Raw genomic sequence first — 19,697 nt, 5'->3', positions numbered from 1 at the left:
TGAGGCCCTCATCCTTGCCGGACGGCGCGCCGAACCCCCGGAACGCGAGGGCTAGAGGAGCCCGAACTTCTCGAGCTGCGCGGCCAGCCCTGCGCCGTCCGGCGCGGAAGCCCAGGGGACGCCCGGCACCGGGGTGGAGCGGCCGTCGTGGGTCGTTCCGCCGGAGAACACGGCCTCGCCGGTCGAGAGCTCCCGGATTGCGACAGCCGCGACGCTGTCCGGATGGCGCCGCGCGAACTCGGCGTAGATCGACTCGTCGTGCTGGCCGTTGTCGCCGATGAGGAGCCACTTCAGGTCCGGGAACTCGGCGGCGAGGCGGGCGAGGTTGCGGGCCTTGTGCTCGCGGCCACTGCGGAACCAGCTGTCCGCCGTCATACCCCAGTCCGTGAGCAGGAGCGGACCGGCCGGATAGAGGTTGCGGCCGAGGAAACGGGCAAGGGTCGGCGCCGCGTTCCACGGACCCGTCGAGAGATACATGACCGGGGCGGTCGGATGGTGCGCTGCCAGACGGTCGAGCAGCACCGACATCCCGGGGGTGGGGGTGCGGGCGCGCTCGCTCAGCACGAACGTGTTCCACAGGGCGAGGAACGGGCGCGGGAGGGCTGTGACCATGACGGTGTCGTCGATGTCGGAGACGATGCCGAACGTCGACGACGGGTCGACGACGAGGACCTGCCCGATGGCCGGCTCCGCGTCCTCGGCGCTCATCTTGACGTCGTGCCACCCGGGCTCGAGGTCGACGTGGACCATCGCGTCGATGACGCCCCCGAAGTCGGCGCGCACCGTCGTCGTGTGGCCGCCGACCTCGATCGTCACCGCCGAGTACTCGATCGGGATGCTCGTGAACGCGCGCCACCCGCGGACGTCTTCCGTCCCCGTCCACGCACTCGGCGTCTCCGGCTCGTACCAGCCGACGTCGCGGTGGCGCTCCCGGCCCTTGTCAGCCGCCGTCGTCGCGTTGGCGCCGATCCGATGCAGACCGGGCGCCCCGTAGAGGACGCGTGCGAGGATCCGCACGCGGGACGTCGTGCCGTAGCCTCGGTACGCGACGACCTGCGGAACGAAGCCGAGCCTCCGGGCCCACACCGTCTGAGCGGCGTGGACGCGATCGCCGACCCGGTGGGCGGCCTTCAGGAGCACTCCAGTCATGCGCAACACTCTGCCACGGCTTCATCCGGTCACAGAACTGGCGACGACGCGATCCGCAGCGCCGTCAAGCGCCGTCGAGCGCCGTCGAGCGCCGTCGAGCGCCACTCCCGGCTGGGGCGGCGCGTCGGTTCCGACCGGGTCTCGCGGCCGCAACCGAGCAGGAGCGGCGAGTCGCACGCGACACGCCGCTCCCACGATTCAAAGAAGGTCGGAAACATGCGGGGCGGGCAGAGACCCGCCGCGATCACACGCGAGCCAGATCCTCGATGTCCTCGAGGAAGGCCGCAGCGACCTCCTCGCCCACCGTCGTCTTCGTCTCGGAGATCGCCTCGAGGTAGTCCTCGGTCGTGGGGCCCCGGCGGCCATTCCGCGGCGCGGACGGCCCGCCGTCGGACGCCCCGCCGCCGGACGCCCCGCCGTCGGACGGCCCGCCGTCGGTCGGCCCTGCAGCCGAGACGGCAGCGGGCGAGTAGACGGCCTTCTCGAGCGCCCGCTGCGATGCCGAGCGCGCCGCGAACTCGATGTCCGCGGGCGAGAAGCCCTCGGTGCGGGCCGTGAGGAGGGCCACGTCGACGCTCGCGACGACAGCTTCGGGGATGAAGCGGTTCCACATCGCGTGCCGTGCTTCCGCGTCGGGCAGGCCGATCGGTATCACGTAGTCGAAGCGCCCATGGCGGAGGAACGCGGGGTCGAGCGCGCGGATGAAGTTCGTCGCGCACACGAGGAGCCTCCCCGGCTGCTCGCGGAAGGCGGGGATGATCTTGAGCAGCTCGTTCGTGACACCCTGCGTCGGGCTCGGCGGATCGCCTGCTCGGCGCGACGCGATCTCCTCGACCTCGTCCAGGAACACGACGGCGTGCTCGAGCTCGGCGATCTCGAGGAACGTCCGGCGGAGCGCGCCCGCAAGGCCCTCGGGGTCGGCGGCAAGCCGAGACGGGAAGACCTCCACGAACGGCCATTCGAGACGGGACGCGATCGCCTTGGCGAACGTCGTCTTGCCGGTGCCGGGCGGCCCGAAGAGGACGACGGCGCGCGGCGGCACCACGCCGAATTCGTCCGCGAGCTCCGCCTCCGCGAGCGGGAGCACGAGCCGCCGCTCGAGGAGCTGCTTCTCGCGCTGCATCCCTGCCACGTTCGCCCACAGGTCGCGGGGCAGGACGCGCCCGCCGAGCTGCGCGAGGGGGCCCAGCTCGGCGCGCTGCACCGGGATCTGCCGCTCGAAGAACCGGAGGTTCTTGACGTCCTTGAAGCCGCGGTTGAGGAACGCGTCGATCCGCGTCTCGGTGTCCGGCATGAGCGCCGAGAGCTTCGTGAGGCCGAGCGGCGCCATGCGCTGCTCGAGGGAGGCGAGCAGCCCGGTGCCGATGCCCCTCCCGCGGGACTCGGGGAGCGTTGCGAGGAACACGATCCACCCCTGCTCGTGCGCCGCCCGGCCGACCGCCGCACCGACGATGTCCTCGCCCTGGACGGCGACGACGGCGTAGTCGGCCTGGCAGCTCGCGAGCACCTCGGACAGCGAGTACACGGGCTCGATGCCCGACTCGGTCATGGCGCTCCAGAGATGGAGGATGCTGTCGAGGTCCGAGGGGTGGAAGTCCCGGATCCGCCACGTCGTCATGCGGTTGCTCCTTTGCGCTGCGATGACCGAGTCTGGTGCCGGGGCCCGAGGGCCGGAGGCCTGAGCCGAGTTTAGCGGCCGGGCACAGCCGAGGAGTTGTGTGAATTTCAGCCCGGCGGGAGGGCGCCGGAGGAGCTGCGCCTAGCGGAAGAGGCCGTGCGGAAGGGAATCGAGCGCGGCAACGACAACGCCGGCGCAGCCCGCGAGGAGCCATCCGAGCCGGCGCGCCCGGGCGCGCACCACCTCGGCTCGGAGGTCATCGAAGGAGGCCTGCGTCTGGGCCGGATCGGGGGCAAGGTCGCTCGCCCCCCAGGTCGCGGGTTCGGCCGCGAGCGCCGAGAGCCGGGCGGCGTCGTCGTCCGACTGGGTGCGCGGCTGCCGGGCGAGCCAACGGCGCAGCCTCTCATCGGTCAGGACGACGGCGCCCTCCGCGCGGCTGCGTGTCGTCACCTTCCGCGGTGCCACGAGGACGACGACGGCCCGCACCTCGACCGGGTACCCCGCGGCGCGCGTGAGCAGGGCCGACGCCCTCGCGGCCTCATGGGCCGAGTTCCGCAGGTACGGCACGCGGTGGCCGTTGACCATGAGGGTCCTGCCTGCGACCCACACGTTGGCGCCGCGATGGTGCTTTGTGTTGAGAGTGAACACGCCTCCGGGGCCGATGACGACGTGGTCGATGTCCGCGCCCCGCTTCCCGACCGGGATGGAGTGCAGGACATGCCACCCGGGGCCGAGCCCGGCGAGGACCCGCGCGACGCGCTGCTCGCCGAGTGCGCCCCAGAACCAGCTGCGGGCCTCCCGCGCCAGCGGGTCCGCTCCGAAGACTCGGGCCATCCGTCGCCGGGGCGGCCTCGACTCCTGCAGGCGCAGCACCTCGGCCATGACGGCATGCCCGGCCCGTCTCTCACTCAGCCCGCTGGCTTCCATGGTTCTCCCCCTTCGGTCGCAACGTTAGCGGTCTGCCCTGTGACTTCCGGCGCAACACGTTCGCCGGGCGTCGGTGGTGCGCTGCCAGAATGGGTCGCATGAGCATCGTCAAGATCAACGCCATCACCGTGCCCGCTGAATCTGGAGACGAACTGGCCCGCCGATTCGCGGGCCGCGCGAACGCCGTCGACGGTCAGCCCGGATTCGAGGGCTTCGAGCTCCTCCAGCCGAGCGACGGCCGGAACGTATGGCTCGTCGTCACCCGATGGGCCGACGAGGAGAGCTACGAGGCGTGGCGGAACTCGGCTTCGTTCGGGCACGGCCACGGACGGCCCGGCGGTGCCCAGGCCGCCAGCGGTGCCGAGGGCGCCGAGGGCGCCCGGGAGGAGCGCCAGCGGCCCGTCGGCGTCTCGGCCGAGCTGTGGAGCTTCGAGATCGCGGACCTCGGCCAGGAGTAACCCGGGGCCTCGGTCACCGCCGGGCGGCCTTCACCGGCCGGACGACGCCGTCGCCCTCCTCCGCGCGCGCAGCGCGGCCGTGGCGAGGAGCAGCGTGGCGATGGCCGCGGCAATCGTCATGATGACCGCCATCGGCAAGGCAGTGCCCGAGCCGCCGATGCCCGAGAGGGGCGACACGATCGCGCCGAACACGAACTGGGCGAACCCCAGCCCCGCCGAGCCGCTCCCCGAGACGTGCCGCACGGCGTCGAGCGCGAGCGCCGTCGAGTTGCCCATGATGAAGCCCACCGTCGTGACCGAGAGCCAGATCGGCACCGCGAGGAGCCAGCGCGGGCCGGGCAGGAGGGCGACCACGAGGGTCAGGACGCAGAACGCGAGCAGCAGCGGAACGGCGACACGGACCGTCGCGAGCGGGCCAACCGTGCGCGCGAGCCGCGAGGAGATGTAGCCCGAGCTGATGAGCCCCACGGCATTGATCCCGAAAGCGATACCGTACCCGACCGGGCTGAAGCCCATCACGTTCTGGTACACGAATGACGACGCCGAGATGTACGTCATCATGACGGCGAACGTGGTCGCGAACAGGGCGGCGAAAAGGAGGTAGCGGGGCTCCTGAGCCACTTGGCGGAGGCCGCCGAGGAGGCTCGCGCCGTGCCGGGCCTCGGGGGGCCGGGTCTCCCGGAACACGAGGGACACCGCGCACATCATGAGCGCGAACAGGCCCGCGAGCGTCCACATGACGCCGCGCCAGCCGACCGGCCCCTGCAGGACTGCGCCGAGCGACGGCGCGACGATCGGCGCGATGCCGCCGACCGTCATCATGAGGCTCATGGTGCGTGCGGACTCGGAGCCGCGGGTCAGGTCCACGATGATGGCACGGGCGATCACGACGCCCGCCGCCCCGCCGAGTCCCTGGAGGAGCCGAGCCGCGACAAGCACCTCGATCGACGGGGCGAGCGCTGCGAGCACGGAGGCCCCGAGGGCCAGGACGTTGCCGCAGAGGAGCGGGACGATGCGGCCCCGCTTGTCTGAAAGGGCACCGAAGCCGAGCTGGCCGAACGCCATCCCCACGAGGAAGCCGGTGAGCGTGAGCTGGACTCCGGAGGCACTCGCCGCGAAGTCCTGCTGGACTCGGGGGAAACCGGGGAGGTAGAGGTCGGTCGAGAGCGGGGCCGTCGTCGCGAGGAACGCCAGGACCAGGAGCCAGGCCGTGCTGAGGGTCCCGGAGCGGTTCAGGGGAGGCGGCGGCATATCAGCAGACTAGCTTCCCCCACCGGTCGTGCCCCACTCCGTTCCACCATGCAGGAACCGGGGATCAGCGGACGACCGAGCGGCCTTCCAGGACCTCGGGATGCTCGAGGGCGTACCGCCGCAGCCCTCCCTTGCGGGGGACCTTCACCGGCTCGGGCCACCGCGGGAGGAGGAAGTCGCCGAGCGTCACTCCGCGCAGCTTGCGGCCGATGAGCGGGACGACCCAGTCGTTCATCCACCGCCGCTGGGCCGCGACCCACTCACGGCTGTTCCGCGGCGCGACGGGCTCCCAGTCAGTCGGCTTGAACGTCGTCGGGACGCCGAGGTGGGTGAGGACCTGCCGCGAGAGGTACTTGTGGCCGGCGGTGGACATGTGGAGCCGGTCGGAGTCCCACATGCGCTTGTCGTTGTACTCGTCGAAGCACCAGTAGTCCACGAGAACCGCCCCATGCTCGCGGGCGAGCTCGCGCACCCGAGCGTTGTACTGCCAGTTGCGGCGGCGGAGCGGCTCGAGGAGGGGACTCACCTTGACGTCGTAGCCCGTGAACAGGACGAGGGTCGCGCCCGTCTCGGCCAACCGCGCGACGAGCCCCGAATAGTCCTCGAGCAGCCGATCCATGTCCGTGCCGAGATCGAGGATGTCGTTGCCGCCCGCATAGAGCGTCACGAGAGTGGGGTCGAGGGCGACGGCGGGTTCGAGCTGTTCGTCGATGATCTGGCGGAGGCGCTTGGAGCGGACCGCGAGGTTCGCGTACTCCCAGCCCTTCTCGTACTTCGCGAGCTTCTCCGCGACGCGGTCGGCCCAGCCGCGGACGCCGTTGGGCAGGTTGGGGTTGCGATCGCCCACGCCCTCGGTGAAGGAATCGCCGAGGGCAACATACCGCCGTCGAACGCCACCGCTCACGCGGGAACTCTAGGCACGCCCGGCCAATCGGAGGCAACGCGCGGGCGACGAGCAGGTGAACGCCGCTACTTGACGCAGGGGATGCCGCCGCCTTGGAGGACGCTCGACCAGTCGCCCGCGTTGAACGTGGACGTCGAGGAGGGCGACGGCGCTGCGGCGGGCGCCGCGCCCGAGCCCTGCCCGCCCGAACCCGCTGCAGGGGCCTGCTGGGCCGGCGCCTGCTGCGAACCCGAATCCGAGCCCTGCTGGGGCGCCTGCTGCGCGGACGAGGCCTGGGTGGGGGTTGGCGTCGGAGTCGCCGTCGGCTGCGGTGAGAGCAGCTGCGCGACCTGCGCCTGGATCGCAGCCTTGTCGACGATGTTGACCGACTCGCCCGTGTCGGACCAGCCGAACTGCACGATGGGGAGCGTCACGAAGCGGATGTGGCCGGCCGTGAGCTGCTTGGCCTTGAAGCCGAAGTCGATGAGGTTGAGGGACTGGTCCACGGCCATCTTGTCCTTGACCGCGTTGAGGATGCCCTGGACCTTGTTGAGGTCCGTGAAGGTGCTGGTCTGCTTGAGCTGCGTCAGGAGCGAGGAGATGAACGCCTGCTGCCTGCGCTCACGGTCGAGGTCGCTCAGGTCGACCCCGGAGCCGGACGTGTCGCGGCGCTGGCGGACGAACGCCACAGCCTGCTGCGCGTTGAGCTGCTGCACGCCAGCCTTGAAGTTCGCCCCCGAGTACGTGTCCTGGGTGGCTTCCTGGAGGCATACCGTGATGGGCGCAAGGGCCTTCGCGACGTCGAGGAAGGCACCCATCGTGACCTCGACGAAGTGGTCGATCTTGATGTTGAGGAAGTTCTGGACCGTTTGGATCTCGGCCTTCCGGCCGTCGTCCCGCGCCTCCTGGTAGATCTGGGAGTCGCTCTTGCCCTGGGGGTCCGCCTTGAGCTTCTTCATGGCCTCGTCCATCGCGTAGCCGTACGCCTGCTTGACCTTGCCCTGGGCGACGCCGTCCGGGGAACCCGCGAGGTCGACGTAGTCGTCCCGGGGAATCGAGATGACGGTCGCCTGGCTGCCGTCCTTCGGGACGTGCAGGACCATGAGGACGTTGCTGTTGTAGCCGCCGTCGGTCGAACTGCCCGAATGGAGCGCGTCGTACTCCTCCTGGCTCAGCGGGTTGCCGTTCTCGTCGAGCCGGCTGTCGAGCCCCATGACGAGGATGTTCACGTCCTGATCGAGTCCAGCACCCCCATTGAGCGCCTGCGAGCGCCGGATCCCGTTCTCGAAGCCGATGTAGGTGGTCAGGGCGAACACCCCGCCGGCTACGACGAGGGCCAGGACCAGAGCGATCGAAAGGACGATCGTCCTGCGCCGCCGGAACTTCCGGCGACGGTCGCGGTCGATGAGCTGCCCGTAGAGGTTGTGCCAGGGCTCGTGGTTCTGGCTGCTGGCCCCTTGGGCATCAGGCGTGCGCCGCATGCGGCTCCCTTAGATCGGCGTCAGGACCGCGCGCCGGCTGAAGCGCGCGGGGCAACAGTAGCTGTGCAAACTCTGTAAAAGCTGGAAGGCTCGCCGTAGAGGAAGGTCACGGGATCGCCTCCCGCAGCACGATGTCGACCGGATTCGCCTGCGAGACAGGGCCGTCGCCGCGCGTCCCCCCCAGCTGCCCGAGGCCCTCGAGCAGCCCCGAACGGTTCGTGCGCCTGTCCCGCAGGATCTCCGTCACCGAGCCGAGGTGCCGGGAGAGGTCGATGACGTTCTCGGGCGCCGCGAGCAGGAGCTGGAACCCGAACTCGTGGAGAGCGGAGATGCCGGCGCCGGCGAACTCCTCGGACGCAAGCACGAAGGCCTCGTCCATCATGACCGTCCCGTACGTCGTGAACCCCTGCTCCGCGATGCCGAGCTGGTAGCTGAGCGCCGCGGCCATGATGAAGGCCGTGAAGCGCTGCCGCTCGCCCCCGGACATGCTCCCGGTGTCGGAATGGACGAACACCTCGTCCCGCAGCCCGCCGCCCGGCTTGCCCTCCCCCGTCGGAACGGCACGGTGCTCCTTGCACGAGATGAACACGTGGGTCCGCACGTCCAGGACCTCCGCGCGCCAACGCCGATCCTCGGGGGCGGTCGAGGCGAGCCGCTTCACGAGCGTCTCGAGCGTCTTGTAGCGGGCGGCGAGGGCGTCCTCTCCCGCGGTCGCGGGAGCGGCCGCTGCGCCGTCGACGGCGTGCCTCGCCTTGAGCGCGGAGACGATCGCCTCCTTGAACTGCCGTGCCGAGGCCGGGACTGTCTGCTTGATGTCGAGCTCGAGGTAGCTTCCCTCGTGGAACCCGACGTCGCCCAGGATGCTGTTGAGCGGCAGGATGCGAGCCGAGATGGCGCGGCGCTCCTCGTCGAGGAGGTGGAGGAGCGTACTGAACGACTCGTGGGTGCGCTGCTGGAAAAACCGGCGGAACTCGGCCTCCTGCGCAGGCAGGCCTTCCGAGACGATCTCGTGGTAGCGCGCCTCGAACGCCCCTGCAGCCGCCACCGTCACTCCGTGGTCAGCCGAGACTCCGGGGCCCCATTCACGCTCGAACGACTCGAAGATCCGGGTAAGCCGCTCGGCGGCAGCCTGGGCGCGGCTCTCGGCCGCGTGGAGCTCCTCGAGCAGACGCGCTCGGACGGCGGCCGCGAGCGTGTCCAGCTCGTGGAGCTCGGTGAGCCCTGCGGCGCCTTCGAAGTAGGGCGCGAGCGCGACGTCAGAGGACTCTTGGGCAGCGGAAGCGGCAGGAGACTCAGCGGGCGAAGCGGACCTCTCGGCAAGCCGCGCCTTCGCCTCGTCGAGGAGGCGGGCGGCCGAGGTGGCGGCGGCGTCGAGCTGGCGGTGCTCGCTCTGGAAGACGGCGGCCGCCTCGGTGGACGCCTGATGGTCCGCCCGCACCCGCTCGACCTTCGCGCGCAGCGGCTCGAGGTCCGCCTGCGCCGCGTGGGCGTCTTCGAGGCGTTTCTCGGCGCGCCGGAGCTCGTCCTCCGCGACGGCCGCGGACACCTCCTCCCACCGCCGGTGGTCCGCGGCGACCCGGCGCAGTGCCTCGAGGCGGCGCGCCACGCCCTGGTGGGAGTCCTCGCTGGCCTGAGCGGCCTCGGCGGCGAGCACGAGGGCGGCTTCCAGGTCGGCGATCCGTGCGCCCAGGTCGGCCACCTTCACGGCGTTGTCGAAGCCGAGGACCCAGTCCTGGCGGGACGCGAAGCGGTCGTCCTTCTCGACCGTTCCCCGGTGCCGCTTCACGACGCCGCCCAGGCTCAGTCCCCGGTCCAGGAGCGCGAGTTCGTCCGGGTCCTCGACACAGGGGTAGGCGAATTCCGTGGCGATGCGTGCGCGGACGTAGTCTCCGGCCTCGCCGGGGAGGATCTGGAGCTTGGTGATCAGGTCGTCCGCACGCACGTCGGCGAGCGCCGCGGCAGAGCCCGCCACGGGCACCGAAAGGTCGACGGCACGCAGCGCGCCGCGGATCGCGTGCTCGTCGAGATAGCGGGTCACGGCGGCGAAGTGCTCGCCGGGGACGAGAAGCGTCGTCGCGAACGAGCGGAGGGCCCGCTCGGCCGCCGGCCGCCACCGCTCCTCGCTGTCCGCGAGGTCGATGAGCTCCCCCGCGAACGGCATGTCCTCCTCCCGGACGCCGGTCGCCTGCGCAATCGAGGCTCGGTTCTCGACGGACGACGGCGGCAGGAGGCTCTTGCGCGCGGCCATCGACTCGAGCTCACGGCGGGCTCCGGCGAGGTCGCGCTTCGCCGATGCATGGGCGTCGAAGGCCTCGAAGCGGGCCTCTCGGAGCGCGGCGGAGTCGCCCTCGAGCGACTCGGTCGCGGCGGCGGCCTCCTCGTGCGCCGCCGCCCAGCCCTCGGCCGACCACGGAAGCTGCAGCCCGGCGTCGTCCAGGCCCTGACGCGCCGCGGCCTCGACCTCGCGCCGCAGACGCAGGCCAACCCGCGAGTTCTCGGTCTGCTGCTCGAGGGCACCGATCTGGTTCCCGCCCGCGTTGTTGTACTCGGCCTCGAGGGCGCGGAGTTCCTTCGCGAGCGCGTCCCGGGTCTTGCGCTCGGCGGCAAGCTCGGCCGCCTTCGACTGCGCCGCCGCTGCCGCACGCGCCGCAATCCGCTCCTGAACGGTCACGGCGAGCTGCTGGCGGACCCGTTCGAATGCCTCGCCAGAGAGGTCGCGGAGGCGGTTGGCGTCAAGGAGTGCCTGCGCGTACTGCTGGTTGAGGCCGGGCACGGGGGCGAGCTGGTCGCGCTGTTCGCGCACGTCCTCGAGCCGCTGGCGGATGGACATGAGGTTGCTGAACTCCTCGACCACCTGGTCCGCGGCCGCGAGCGTCTCCGGCGGGTCGAGGACCTGGTCACGGAAGAAGCTGTTGACGCTCCCGCCGAGCCCCTTCCCCGCCTGGATCACCCGCAGGAGCGGGAGGGCCTGGTCGGAGGAGATGCCGAGCAGGCGGCGGAAGCGCTCGGCAAAGGTCTTGTGGACGTCGAACACCTGCGCGCCGGGGAAGAGTGCTTCGAGCGCGCCGCGGGTGAAACGCCGGTCCGCGATGCCCTCGATCGCGTGGACGTCGAGCGGGACCGAGTCGATGAGGTAGAAGCGCCCGAGGCTCGACTCCGTGCCGTTCTTCGGCAGGTCGAACAGTGCGGTGAGGGTGTGGCGTGTGCCCGCGGCGTTGTCGAACGTGAGGGCGACGGCACTCCACGTTGCGCCCGGGCGCTGGAAAGCGCTGGCCTGGCTCTCCCCGACGGCTACGTCGCCGACCTTCCCGCGCATGTAGGTGAAGGTGGTGCGCCGGTCCTCGCTCTGGCCCGTGCGCGCCGCGGCGGCCTCGTTCGAGCGCGGTCGCGCGTCGAACACACGGGCAATCGCGTCGAAGAGCGTCGACTTCCCCACGCCCGAGTTGCCGGTGAGGAGCGTCCCCGCACGGTCGACGTGCATCGTGTGGGCGCCGTGGAAAGTACCCCAGTTGACGATCTGGACCTGGGCCAGCCGGAACTGGCCCGGGTTGATCTGGTCGTCGAGCGGGAGCATGCTCGCGATGCTCATTCGATCCCCTCCTCGTCCGCGGGTACGTCGTCGCCTTCTTCGTCAGACGTTTCTTCATCGGACTCGGGGGCGAGGTCGAGGGTCGGGGTCGCGTCGTCGTCGGCTTTCTGCCCCTCGTCCGGAGCCTCGGCCAACGCCTCGAGATGCCGCACGATGTCCCCGATGTTCTCGAACGGCAGCGCTAGCGGGAGCGCGTTGGAGATGAGGTACACGTCGTCGAGCGCGGTGGGCAGGAGCAGCCGGCGCGCCTGCAGCTTCTGGACGGCGCGCGAGACCGTGTCGGCGTCCCGCAGCGCGTCCCGCTGGTCGGAGGGCTGGTAGTGCGCCACGACGTCGGAGAGCTCCTCGAGCGTGACAGTCGGCTCGGTCTGCGCTGTCGCGTGGCGGTCGAGGAGCAGCCGGAGACGCAGGAGCAGGATCGTCTCGACGCGGCTCAGGGCGCGCTGCTGGCGGAGGATCGTGGAGCGCGACGCCGTGCCGAGCAGCTCTGGGTCTACGGGGCGGACGACGGCGATCTTCCGAGCCCGGTCGACGTGCAGGCTGAGGAAGAGCTCGGAAAGGCGGGAACGGAGCACATCCTGGCTGTCGAGCAGGGTCGTCCACAGTCGCTCATCGCGGCCGCCGTCGAGGTAGGGGCCTCTCAGGAGGCGCACGAGGACCTGCCGCACACGCAGCGGGAGGACGCCCGTGTCGCCGTCGTACAGCGCCGCGGCATTCGCAAGTCGGCGAGGGGCGGGCGCAGCCTCGCCGATGGCCTCGGCGTCCGGCCCCGTGTCCAGCCCGGCATCGGGCCCTGTCTCCGACCCGTTGTGGCGGGCCGCGGCCCCCTCCGACACGCTCATGCTGTTCCCCTCTCATCAGCCGCATGCTCAGCAGCATGGATCTCGACGGCGGGCACATAGGCCCGGCGGTGCGAGCCGTCCACCTGCTCGAAGTCGAGGGCCTCCCACCCGGCTCCGTGGCCTGGGCGGGACGGTGCGGCGAAGGACGCGCCCCGATGCAGAAGCTCGGCGAGGAGCGCACGGATCGAATTGATGTGCTGTTCCTCGCCGGGGAGCTCGCGCCACACGCTCGCCGCAGTGGCCCGGCCTTCCCCGCCGGCGAGCGCGACGTCGAACGCCTGGCGCAGGGCCGCGGCCTTCGCTTTGCCCGTCCGCGCGGAGCGCACGCGGTCTTCCTCGCCGAACGCGATCGGCTCGGCCAGGCGCGGAGGGGGGACGTACTCATCCGGATCGAAGAGCTTCACCATCGAGAGCGAATCGAATTCGGCCCCGAACAGCTCGGGCGCGGGCGCGAACGCAGCCTGCTCCCGCTGGTACGGCAGGCGCCGCACGGCCTGCTCAGCGCGGCGGATCACGTCGCGGAGGCGCACGGACTGGCGGTAGTCGTCGCTCTGGACGTACGTGTTGAGGCTCTCAGAGAGCTTGCCGTAGATGCCCTGGATCTCGGAGTGCTGGTCTCGGAGCTCCGCGACCAGCCGGCGCAGGGTCTGCCGTTCCTCGGCGCCGAGGCGGTCCGCGAAGTCCCGGGAGAGGACCTCGCCGATCGCCGATCGGAATCGGAGCTGCTGCTCGGGGTTCTCGAGGAAGGCCGTGAACGAACGGAAGGTCCGCCCTTCGCTCGACTCGCGCAGCCGCCGGTCGGCCTCGAGCACCTGGGCCATGGTGGCGCCCTTGCTGAGCGATTCCTCGATGATCTGGTTGCGGAGCTGCCCGACGGACTCCTCGATGCGGTCGCGCATGCGCTTGAAGTCGGCGGGAAGGCCGGCCGCGAGGTCGAGGATGTTCTCGGCAGCCTCGACGGCGTCGTCGCTGTCGAGTCCCGCCTCGATCTCCCCCGACTCGAGGCCTTGGATCATCTCGCGCCGCTCCCCGATCTCGGCCTCGAGCGCCTCGACGCGCGCGCTCGTGTCCGGATTCGTCTCCTGGGCGAGCTTCTCGACGTCGGCGAGGAGGGTGCCCAGGCGGGAGCCGGTGAGCGTGGAGCGGTCCGAGGAAAGCGAGTCCAAGAAGGCCAGCACGCGGGCGGCTGCTTCCGTCAGCTCGTAGACGATCCGGCCTCCCTGGGCGCGCCGCGCGAGGAAGCGACGGCGGGTCCAGTCATCGGCGACCAGGCGCCCAGTGAGGGTACCGGCGGTGCTGGGGAGCCCGAGGGACGCATCTCGGGCCCGAAGCTCGGCGAGGAAATCATCGATCTCGTCGTGGAACGCCTCGAGCTCAACGTGCGGGCGGTTGCGGGTGAACGCCGTCTGGAGGGCCGCGATGACCCATGGCGCGGAGCGTGTGAGCGCCCACGCCGGGCCCTTCGTCAGAACCTCTAGCTCTGCGAGGCGCCCGAGCATCGCGGTGGCACTCGCGGACGCCCCTGAGGCAGGGCGGCGGCTCGGGACGGGTTCTGGCACGGCAGACCACTCTACCGGGGGCACGCCACCGCGCTGGTCGGACGTGGTCGGCGAAACCAGAGCAAACGGACCAAACCGAAGTCCGTCACCTGCGTCATGGTCCGTTACCTGCGATTTCGAGAAGGCGGATCCCAGTCCCGTGGATCACAGTCCCGTGGATCACAGGCCCGCGGCAGTCAGAGCGCTGCCGATCCGCCGACGAAGCGCAACCTCGTCGAAGAGGTCCTTCCACTCGACCCTCAGCAGGATCCACCCTTCCTCGATGAGCGCCCGCTCACGCTTCCGTTCCCGCAGCAGCACGTCGGCAGCGGGACCGTAGGCGAAGTACTTCACGTCTCCGTCGAACTCCAGCCCCACCTTGATCCTCACCCACGCGAAGTCGAGCCTGTACTTCCCGAGGCGCGTCGGAACCTCTACCTGCTGAGCCGGCGACTCGAACGGCATCCGGCTGAGCACATACCGCAGGAGACTTTCGCCCGGCGACTCGCAGAGGCCAGACGCCATGTCCCATGCTGCACGCGCTATCCGCACGCCCCTCTTGCCTTGCGCGCCGGCCAAAAGCTCCGTGACCCGGGCGGGGTCGGCTCCGAGACGGACACCGTGGTCCATGAGAATCTGTGCTTGGCCACGCCGGAGAATCCGCGCACAGTCGACGAGGGTTCTCGCGAGCGAAGTCGCCGGAAGGCCCCGGATGGAACTGCGATCGTCCTCGCCGAGGATCGCCGAGTGAACCCTGACATCGCTCGCGCGCCCCCGGCTGCCCGGGGATCGCGGCATCGTCAAGTGGACGTGGGGGTCCGGATTCCACAGGTGGATTCCGTGGAGCCTGGCCGCGCTCAGGTGGCTGTAGTCGAATCCGACCTCACGTCGGCGGGACGCGTTGTCGTAGTGGGCGGAGAGTACGGCCACGTGCTGATCCTCGGGTGGGAGACTCTTCCACGCTCCGGCCAGGTAGTAGGAGCCGTGACGGATGCGCACAAGAACCCCGGTCCGAACGAGGCGCTCGGCAGCTTTGGGTGAGCCGAGCCGGTCTGCTAGGTCCGCGGCCAGCCAGGGCCCAGGGTGCGGAAGGTCGTGGTGCATCGTTCGAATCTCTCAGTTTCGGCACAGCCAGAGAGACGCTCACGGCCCTATGTGGATAAGGGAGAGCGTTCGCGTACCGAACTCAGGGCAAACTGACGAAACCTGAGGTGGTGAGCTGCGGCGTCGTCCGTTTCCCGCGCCCTCGCGAAACCGCGTCGACCCGCACCGGCCCTCCCTCAGCGCGCCTCAGGGATGCCTCAGGGTCCGCTCCGGGAACCTCCCCTCACGCTTCCCCGTTGGGCGAGATAGCCTGACCTCGTCCGGTCAGTGACAAGGAGAACCCGATGAGTACCCCTCTGACCCCTCCAGACCCCAGCGAAGACGCCCTCGTGCTGCAGGCCTCCGACGCAGCTCCGGTGGTCCGCGAAGAAGACGCGCCCGGGATGGTGCCGGTGGCGCCCGACCGGCAGGCCCAGATTGCCGAACAGGCCAAGTCGTGGGTCGCCGAAGTCGCGGCCATGGACTCGCGCAGCCCAGAGTTCGCGCGGAAGGTCGAGGGCATCAACAAGGTCGCGGGCCGAGAGATGATCGCGTCCTCGGACGCGTCCGGCCGACTCCTCGACCGCGCGTCGACCTCGGTGCGCGGCGCGAAGAAGAGCGGCGACAGCGCCCAGACCTACGTTGCGACGACTCTCGGCGAACTGCGCAGCACGGTCGAGAGCCTCACCCCCAACCGAGCGGACCTCGGCACCGGCCGCAAGATCCTGGGCTTCGTGCCGGGCAGCAAGAAGGTCGCGAAGTACTTCCAGCGCTATGAGTCGGCGCAGACGCAGCTCGACAAGATCATCAAGGCCCTCATGGCGGGCCAGGACGAGCTCCTGCGCGACAACGCCGCGCTCGCGCAGGAGAAGCAGAACCTGTGGGAGGTCATGCAGCAGCTCTCCGAGTACGCGGTGTTCGCCGAGAAGCTCGACAGCGCGACGGTCACGAAGATCGGCGAGGTCCGGGCGAAGGGCGAGACCGAGCATGCGCAGCAGCTGGAGGCGGACGTCCTGTTCCCGGTGCGCCAGAGGCGCCAGGACATCCTCACGCAGCTCGCCGTCTCAGTGCAGGGCTACCTTGCGATCGACGTCATCCGGAAGAACAACAACGAGCTGATCAAGGGTGTCGACCGGGCCCGGGCCACCACGGTGTCCGCGCTGCGCACCGCCGTCATCACGGCCCAGGCGCTGTCCAACCAGAAGCTCGTCCTCGACCAGGTCGACGCGATCAACACGACGACGAATGCGATGATCCTGCGCACTTCCGAGATGCTCAAGGAGCAGACGGGCCGCATCCATCAGCAGGCCACGAGCTCGGGCGTCTCGGTCGAGACCCTCGAGCGCGCGTTCTCGAACCTCTACCAGACGATGGACGCCATCGACACGTTCCGTTCCCAGGCGGCGAAGAGCATGGAGAGCACCGTCGAGGCGCTGGAACAGGGGCTTGAGAAGGCCCGCCCGCACATCGAGCGCGTGCGCCGCCAGGAGGACGGCGGGAGGTAGCGGACGACGGCGCTCCGCGGCGGAGCGGGATCGTCGCCCTGACGGGGCCTCGACTCGCGCAGACCGAGCGGATGACGGCGCCGTCAGTCGGCGGTGTCGTCCTCCCAGTCCTCGTCGTCGTCCTCGTCCTCGGGTGACTCGAACGCGTCGTACACGGCGTCGAGCGCGGCCGCCGGGACGTCGACGAGCCCCGCGCTGAGGTCGACGAGGCCGAGGGCGGCGAGCTCGCGGAGCTCGTCCATGAGGACTATCGAGACGGTCTGGAGCTCGGCCGGGTCGGCATCCTCGGGCGCATCGGTGGCGAGGTCCTCGACAACGGAGAGCGGCAGGGGTTCCTCGAGGACGGCGCGGGTCAGGAGGGTCGCGAGGGCGGCCTCCACGGCGTCCCCCTCCGGCGTGTAGAGGGCTCGCGAGCAGGTCGCGATGACGAACTCGGTTGCGAGGAACTGGGCCTCGAGCCGGCCGAGCCCGTCTCCGGTCCCGAGCCGTGCCGCGTCCTCGCCCAGGCGAGCGGTGCTCCCGCTGTCGTCGGCGGCGTCGGCCTCCTCGATTTCAATCAGCTCTGCGTGGCGCAGGCTCGCCCAGAGCCGGGAGAGGCGGCGCCCCGGATCGGCGGCGCCCTTGCCGACGAGCGCGGCGGCCTCCTCTGCCTCAGCCGGCGGCAGCGCGCCGTCGGACGCGACGGCCCGCCCTTCGCCGACCCAGTCGAGGAGGGCGCGCGCGCACCGGACGAGGGGCGACGACGTAGCGAAGGCGAGGGCCTCCTCTTCGGTGGGTTCACGACGCGGCACGCCCTCGTCCTCCGAATCGACGTCGACGATCCCGCCGACCGCCTCGGCTTCCGCGTCGAGCACCTCGGTCACAGCCTCGAGGTCCTCGGCGGTCCCCTCCCAGCGGCCGGTCTCCTCGAGGAAGGTGACCCAGTCGACAAGGGTGCCGATGTAGTAGCGGAGGTCGTCGACGTCGTCCGTGTCGAGCAGCACGTCGAGCGCGTCGGGCACCGCCCGCGGGTCGATCCGCAGGTTCGCGACCGGACGCTCCCCCGCGCCGAGGAACACGTACAGCGATTTGACCGTCTCGAGCTGTCCTCGCGCGAACGCCATGAAGTCGGCGCGTGCCTCATCGTCGGTCGCGTCGGCCTCGGCGGTGTTGGCGGCCCAGGTCGCGTAGTCTTCGGCGAGACTGTCGATCAGGCCGTCGACGCGGCGCTGCCTGCGGTCGGCCGGGTTCGTCGAACGGCTCTTGGGCTTGCGGGTGCGGCTCTTGGGCATGGCACGAGAGTACGCCAGCCGCGGCCCGCGAGTCCTCCAGCGGTGGGGTCCCCGGGGCTCACCGGCACCCCGGGAGCCCGGTCAGTTGGCCGTGCGGGGGATCTTGCGGTCCACGAGCGTCATGACGAGCACGGCCGTTCCGATGCCCATGAGGACCCACGCGAGCGCGTGGAAGCCGGGCTCGGTCGCGCGTGCCCCGAACACGAGGCCGATGAGGCTCGACGAGAAGATCGCGCCCATGTAGGAGAACGTCCGGTACAGGCCGGCCGCGACCGCGATCCCCTCGGACGGCGACTGCACATAGAGCGCCGTCTGGTTCGCGAAGCCCGAGAAGCCGTTCGTGAGGCCGAGGAGGCTCGTCATGACGACGAGCAGCACCACGGAAGTCCCGACGTTCGCCGTCCCCATCATGGCGGCCGTGGCCACGAGGGCTGCGCCTGCGAGGATCAGCGGCACGCGGACCCAGCCCCGGAGCGACACGAGCCGCGCGACCACGATGCTCACGAGGGAGAGCGGGATCATGATCGCGCCGACGGCCGCGGCGTCCAGGCCGCGCCCTTCCTCCATCCACTGGCTCATCCCGTACATGCACGCGTAGATCCCGAGCCCCACGAGGAGCTGCCGCGAGTACGTCCGCTGGAGCGGCCCGTTGCTCGCGAGCGCGCGGACGTCGATGAGCGGGCTCGAGGCGTGGCGCTCGCGCCAGATGAATGCGGCCGCCACAGCGAGGGCGACGGTGGCGAGCCACCACTGCGGGCTGTCGAGCCCCGAGAGGAACGTCAGGAGCGCTACGACGGCGCCGCCGAAGAGCGCGATCCCGGGGAGGTCGAGCGCATGGACGAGTGCCTTGAGGGACGCCCGGGGCCGCTCGGCGTCGCGCTCGACACCTGTGAGGGTCGCGGCGAGCGTCACGAGTGCCAGCGGGATGTTCACGCTGAACAGGGCACGCCACCCGAGCGTGCTGACAAGGATGCCGCCGAGCGGGAGGCCGACGACGATCGTCACCTGCGCGGCGATCGAGAAGGCCCCGAGCACGCGGCTGGGGACGCCGATGCCGCGGGCGTCGGCCCTTGCACGGACGAGCGCCATCGCCGTGGGATAAGCCGCGGATGTGCCGATGCCGATGAGGGCACGCGAGACGAGCAGGAACCCGAACGACGGCGCGAGCGCCCCGACGAGGCCCGCGACGAGCAGGATCACGATCCCGGACACGAACACGCGCCGCGGCCCCAGCAGGCCCGCGAGCTTGCCCATGGTGGGCTGCATGACGGAGCTGAACAGGTACAGCACCGAGATGAGCGACGCCGTCTGGCCCGGCCCGAGGCGGAACTCGCTTCCGATCCCGATCAGTCCGGTTGCGATCATTGAGCTGTTGATCGGGTTGAGCGTCGATCCGAGCAGGAGCGGTCCGAGGTAGCGGAAGCCGAAGGCCTTCCCCTCCGTTGCGGAATCCGCTGTCGCGCCCTTCGCTTCAGCGCCCTTCGCTTCAGCGCCCTTCGCTGTGCCGCCTCGGGATGTCACTTCCGGTCGGCGAGGAGGCCGAGGATCTCCTCGGTGGTTCCGGACTCGCCGAGCCGCGGGAAGACGGTGCTGACGGAGTTCTCGTGCGCGGCCGCGCTCCGGTCCGTCATGGCGTCGACCGCGAACGCCACGTTGTAGCCGAGGTCGTATGCGTGGCGCGCGCTCGACTCGACCCCGACGCTCGTGGAGATGCCCGTGAACACGAGCTGGGTCACGCCTCGCTCGCGGAGTCGGTCGTGGAGGTCAGTCGTGGCGAACGCGCCGAGGCTGCGCTTCGTCACGAGGATGTCGTCCTCGGACTCGGCCAGCCCGTCGACCAGGGCGAAGAACTCGGCGGGGATGTCGGCTGGAAGTCGGCGCGGTGTTTCGTTGCGGCCCGCCGGGGAGCCCGCGACGTTCACGAGGACGACGGGCAGGCCCTGGGCGCGGAACGCGGCAGCGAGCGCCTTCGAGCGTGAGACGACGTCGGCGGTCTGAGGGGCACTCGCGCCGTCCGCGGGGGGCTGTGGGCTGTTGACGATCCCGTTCTGGAGGTCGATGACGACGAGGGCAGTCTGGGCATCGAGGGTAGAGATGGTCAC

At 70.5% G+C, this 19,697-nt stretch carries 15 protein-coding genes; 2 read left to right on the top strand and 13 right to left on the bottom strand.

Annotated features, from left to right (window positions below; genetic code table 11):
- Positions 1–51 precede the first annotated feature (51 nt).
- The 3 genes from E6A21_RS14115 to E6A21_RS14105 all read right to left on the bottom strand — a co-directional run bounded on the left by E6A21_RS14115 (position 52) and on the right by E6A21_RS14105 (position 3,694).
- Positions 52–1,149, bottom strand: coding sequence for an App1 family protein phosphatidate phosphatase (locus E6A21_RS14115; protein ID WP_138444795.1), 1,098 nt, complete (start codon positions 1,147–1,149; stop codon positions 52–54).
- 244 nt (positions 1,150–1,393) lie between these two features.
- Positions 1,394–2,767: an ATP-binding protein gene (locus tag E6A21_RS14110; protein WP_138444794.1), complete on the bottom strand. Its 1,374-nt coding sequence runs from the start codon at positions 2,765–2,767 to the stop codon at positions 1,394–1,396.
- A gap of 141 nt (positions 2,768–2,908) precedes the next feature.
- Positions 2,909–3,694, bottom strand: coding sequence for a nuclease-related domain-containing protein (locus E6A21_RS14105; RefSeq protein ID WP_138444793.1), 786 nt, complete (start codon positions 3,692–3,694; stop codon positions 2,909–2,911).
- A 98-nt stretch (positions 3,695–3,792) separates the two neighbouring features.
- Here E6A21_RS14105 and E6A21_RS14100 point away from each other — a divergent pair, with 98 nt between their 5' ends.
- The gene (locus E6A21_RS14100) at positions 3,793–4,152 is read left to right on the top strand and encodes an antibiotic biosynthesis monooxygenase family protein (RefSeq protein ID WP_138444792.1); all 360 of its coding nucleotides are present in this window, start codon (positions 3,793–3,795) and stop codon (positions 4,150–4,152) included.
- A 30-nt stretch (positions 4,153–4,182) separates the two neighbouring features.
- Here the strand turns inward: E6A21_RS14100 and E6A21_RS14095 are convergent, their stop codons facing one another.
- From E6A21_RS14095 to E6A21_RS14065, 7 genes are all read right to left on the bottom strand, one after another.
- Entirely contained in the window at positions 4,183–5,403 is a 1,221-nt protein-coding gene (locus E6A21_RS14095) for a multidrug effflux MFS transporter (RefSeq protein WP_138444791.1), read from the bottom strand.
- A 64-nt stretch (positions 5,404–5,467) separates the two neighbouring features.
- Complete coding sequence (locus E6A21_RS14090) at positions 5,468–6,307, bottom strand: SGNH/GDSL hydrolase family protein (protein WP_138444790.1); 840 nt, start codon at positions 6,305–6,307, stop codon at positions 5,468–5,470.
- Positions 6,308–6,372: 65 nt separating this feature from the next.
- On the bottom strand, positions 6,373–7,767 hold the full coding sequence (locus tag E6A21_RS14085) for an LCP family protein (protein WP_138444789.1): 1,395 nt from the start codon (positions 7,765–7,767) through the stop codon (positions 6,373–6,375).
- Between the two features lie 106 nt (positions 7,768–7,873).
- On the bottom strand, positions 7,874–11,356 hold the full coding sequence (locus E6A21_RS14080) for an ATP-binding protein (RefSeq protein ID WP_138444788.1): 3,483 nt from the start codon (positions 11,354–11,356) through the stop codon (positions 7,874–7,876).
- A complete protein-coding gene (locus E6A21_RS14075; protein WP_138444787.1) occupies positions 11,353–12,198 on the bottom strand; it encodes a DUF4194 domain-containing protein in 846 nt (281 codons plus the stop codon). The genes E6A21_RS14080 and E6A21_RS14075 overlap by 4 nt, the downstream gene beginning before the upstream one ends.
- On the bottom strand, positions 12,195–13,697 hold the full coding sequence (locus tag E6A21_RS14070; RefSeq protein WP_138444827.1) for a DUF3375 family protein: 1,503 nt from the start codon (positions 13,695–13,697) through the stop codon (positions 12,195–12,197). Before E6A21_RS14070 ends, E6A21_RS14075 begins: the two co-directional genes overlap by 4 nt.
- Before the next feature lie 219 nt (positions 13,698–13,916).
- Positions 13,917–14,666 carry a hypothetical protein gene (locus E6A21_RS14065; RefSeq protein WP_138444786.1) on the bottom strand — a complete coding sequence of 250 codons (750 nt, stop codon included), beginning with the start codon at positions 14,664–14,666 and terminating at the stop codon, positions 13,917–13,919.
- Positions 14,667–15,124: 458 nt separating this feature from the next.
- Between E6A21_RS14065 and E6A21_RS14060 the strand changes: the two genes are divergently transcribed.
- Positions 15,125–16,324: a toxic anion resistance protein gene (locus tag E6A21_RS14060; protein WP_138444785.1), complete on the top strand. Its 1,200-nt coding sequence runs from the start codon at positions 15,125–15,127 to the stop codon at positions 16,322–16,324.
- 83 nt (positions 16,325–16,407) lie between these two features.
- On the opposite strand, the gene E6A21_RS14055 is transcribed toward E6A21_RS14060, so the two are convergent.
- From E6A21_RS14055 to E6A21_RS14045, 3 genes are all read right to left on the bottom strand, one after another.
- Positions 16,408–17,595: a hypothetical protein gene (locus E6A21_RS14055; protein WP_138444784.1), complete on the bottom strand. Its 1,188-nt coding sequence runs from the start codon at positions 17,593–17,595 to the stop codon at positions 16,408–16,410.
- 81 nt (positions 17,596–17,676) lie between these two features.
- Positions 17,677–19,116 carry an MFS transporter gene (locus tag E6A21_RS14050; RefSeq protein ID WP_212745945.1) on the bottom strand — a complete coding sequence of 480 codons (1,440 nt, stop codon included), beginning with the start codon at positions 19,114–19,116 and terminating at the stop codon, positions 17,677–17,679.
- The gene (locus tag E6A21_RS14045) at positions 19,113–19,697 is read right to left on the bottom strand and encodes an isochorismatase family protein (RefSeq protein WP_138444783.1); all 585 of its coding nucleotides are present in this window, start codon (positions 19,695–19,697) and stop codon (positions 19,113–19,115) included. The genes E6A21_RS14050 and E6A21_RS14045 overlap by 4 nt, the downstream gene beginning before the upstream one ends.

It is taken from the genome of Sinomonas susongensis (assembly GCF_005877005.1).
Classification (GTDB): Bacteria; Actinomycetota; Actinomycetes; order Actinomycetales; family Micrococcaceae; genus Sinomonas; species Sinomonas susongensis.
Note: the sequence above shows the minus strand (reverse complement) of the source record. Positions and strands in the feature narration are given on the sequence as shown.

Bases quoted from the DNA above. Each gene is read 5' to 3' on its own strand.
- E6A21_RS14115 (WP_138444795.1), bottom strand. From the start codon at position 1,149: ATGACTGGAGTGCTCCTGAAGGCCGCCCACCGGGTCGGCGATCGCGTC.
- E6A21_RS14110 (WP_138444794.1), bottom strand. From the start codon at position 2,767: ATGACGACGTGGCGGATCCGGGACTTCCACCCCTCGGACCTCGACAGC.
- E6A21_RS14105 (WP_138444793.1), bottom strand. From the start codon at position 3,694: ATGGAAGCCAGCGGGCTGAGTGAGAGACGGGCCGGGCATGCCGTCATG.
- E6A21_RS14100 (WP_138444792.1), top strand. From the start codon at position 3,793: ATGAGCATCGTCAAGATCAACGCCATCACCGTGCCCGCTGAATCTGGA.
- E6A21_RS14095 (WP_138444791.1), bottom strand. From the start codon at position 5,403: ATGCCGCCGCCTCCCCTGAACCGCTCCGGGACCCTCAGCACGGCCTGG.
- E6A21_RS14085 (WP_138444789.1), bottom strand. From the start codon at position 7,767: ATGCGGCGCACGCCTGATGCCCAAGGGGCCAGCAGCCAGAACCACGAG.
- E6A21_RS14080 (WP_138444788.1), bottom strand. From the start codon at position 11,356: ATGAGCATCGCGAGCATGCTCCCGCTCGACGACCAGATCAACCCGGGC.
- E6A21_RS14075 (WP_138444787.1), bottom strand. From the start codon at position 12,198: ATGAGCGTGTCGGAGGGGGCCGCGGCCCGCCACAACGGGTCGGAGACA.
- E6A21_RS14070 (WP_138444827.1), bottom strand. From the start codon at position 13,697: ATGCTCGGGCGCCTCGCAGAGCTAGAGGTTCTGACGAAGGGCCCGGCG.
- E6A21_RS14060 (WP_138444785.1), top strand. From the start codon at position 15,125: ATGAGTACCCCTCTGACCCCTCCAGACCCCAGCGAAGACGCCCTCGTG.
- E6A21_RS14055 (WP_138444784.1), bottom strand. From the start codon at position 17,595: ATGCCCAAGAGCCGCACCCGCAAGCCCAAGAGCCGTTCGACGAACCCG.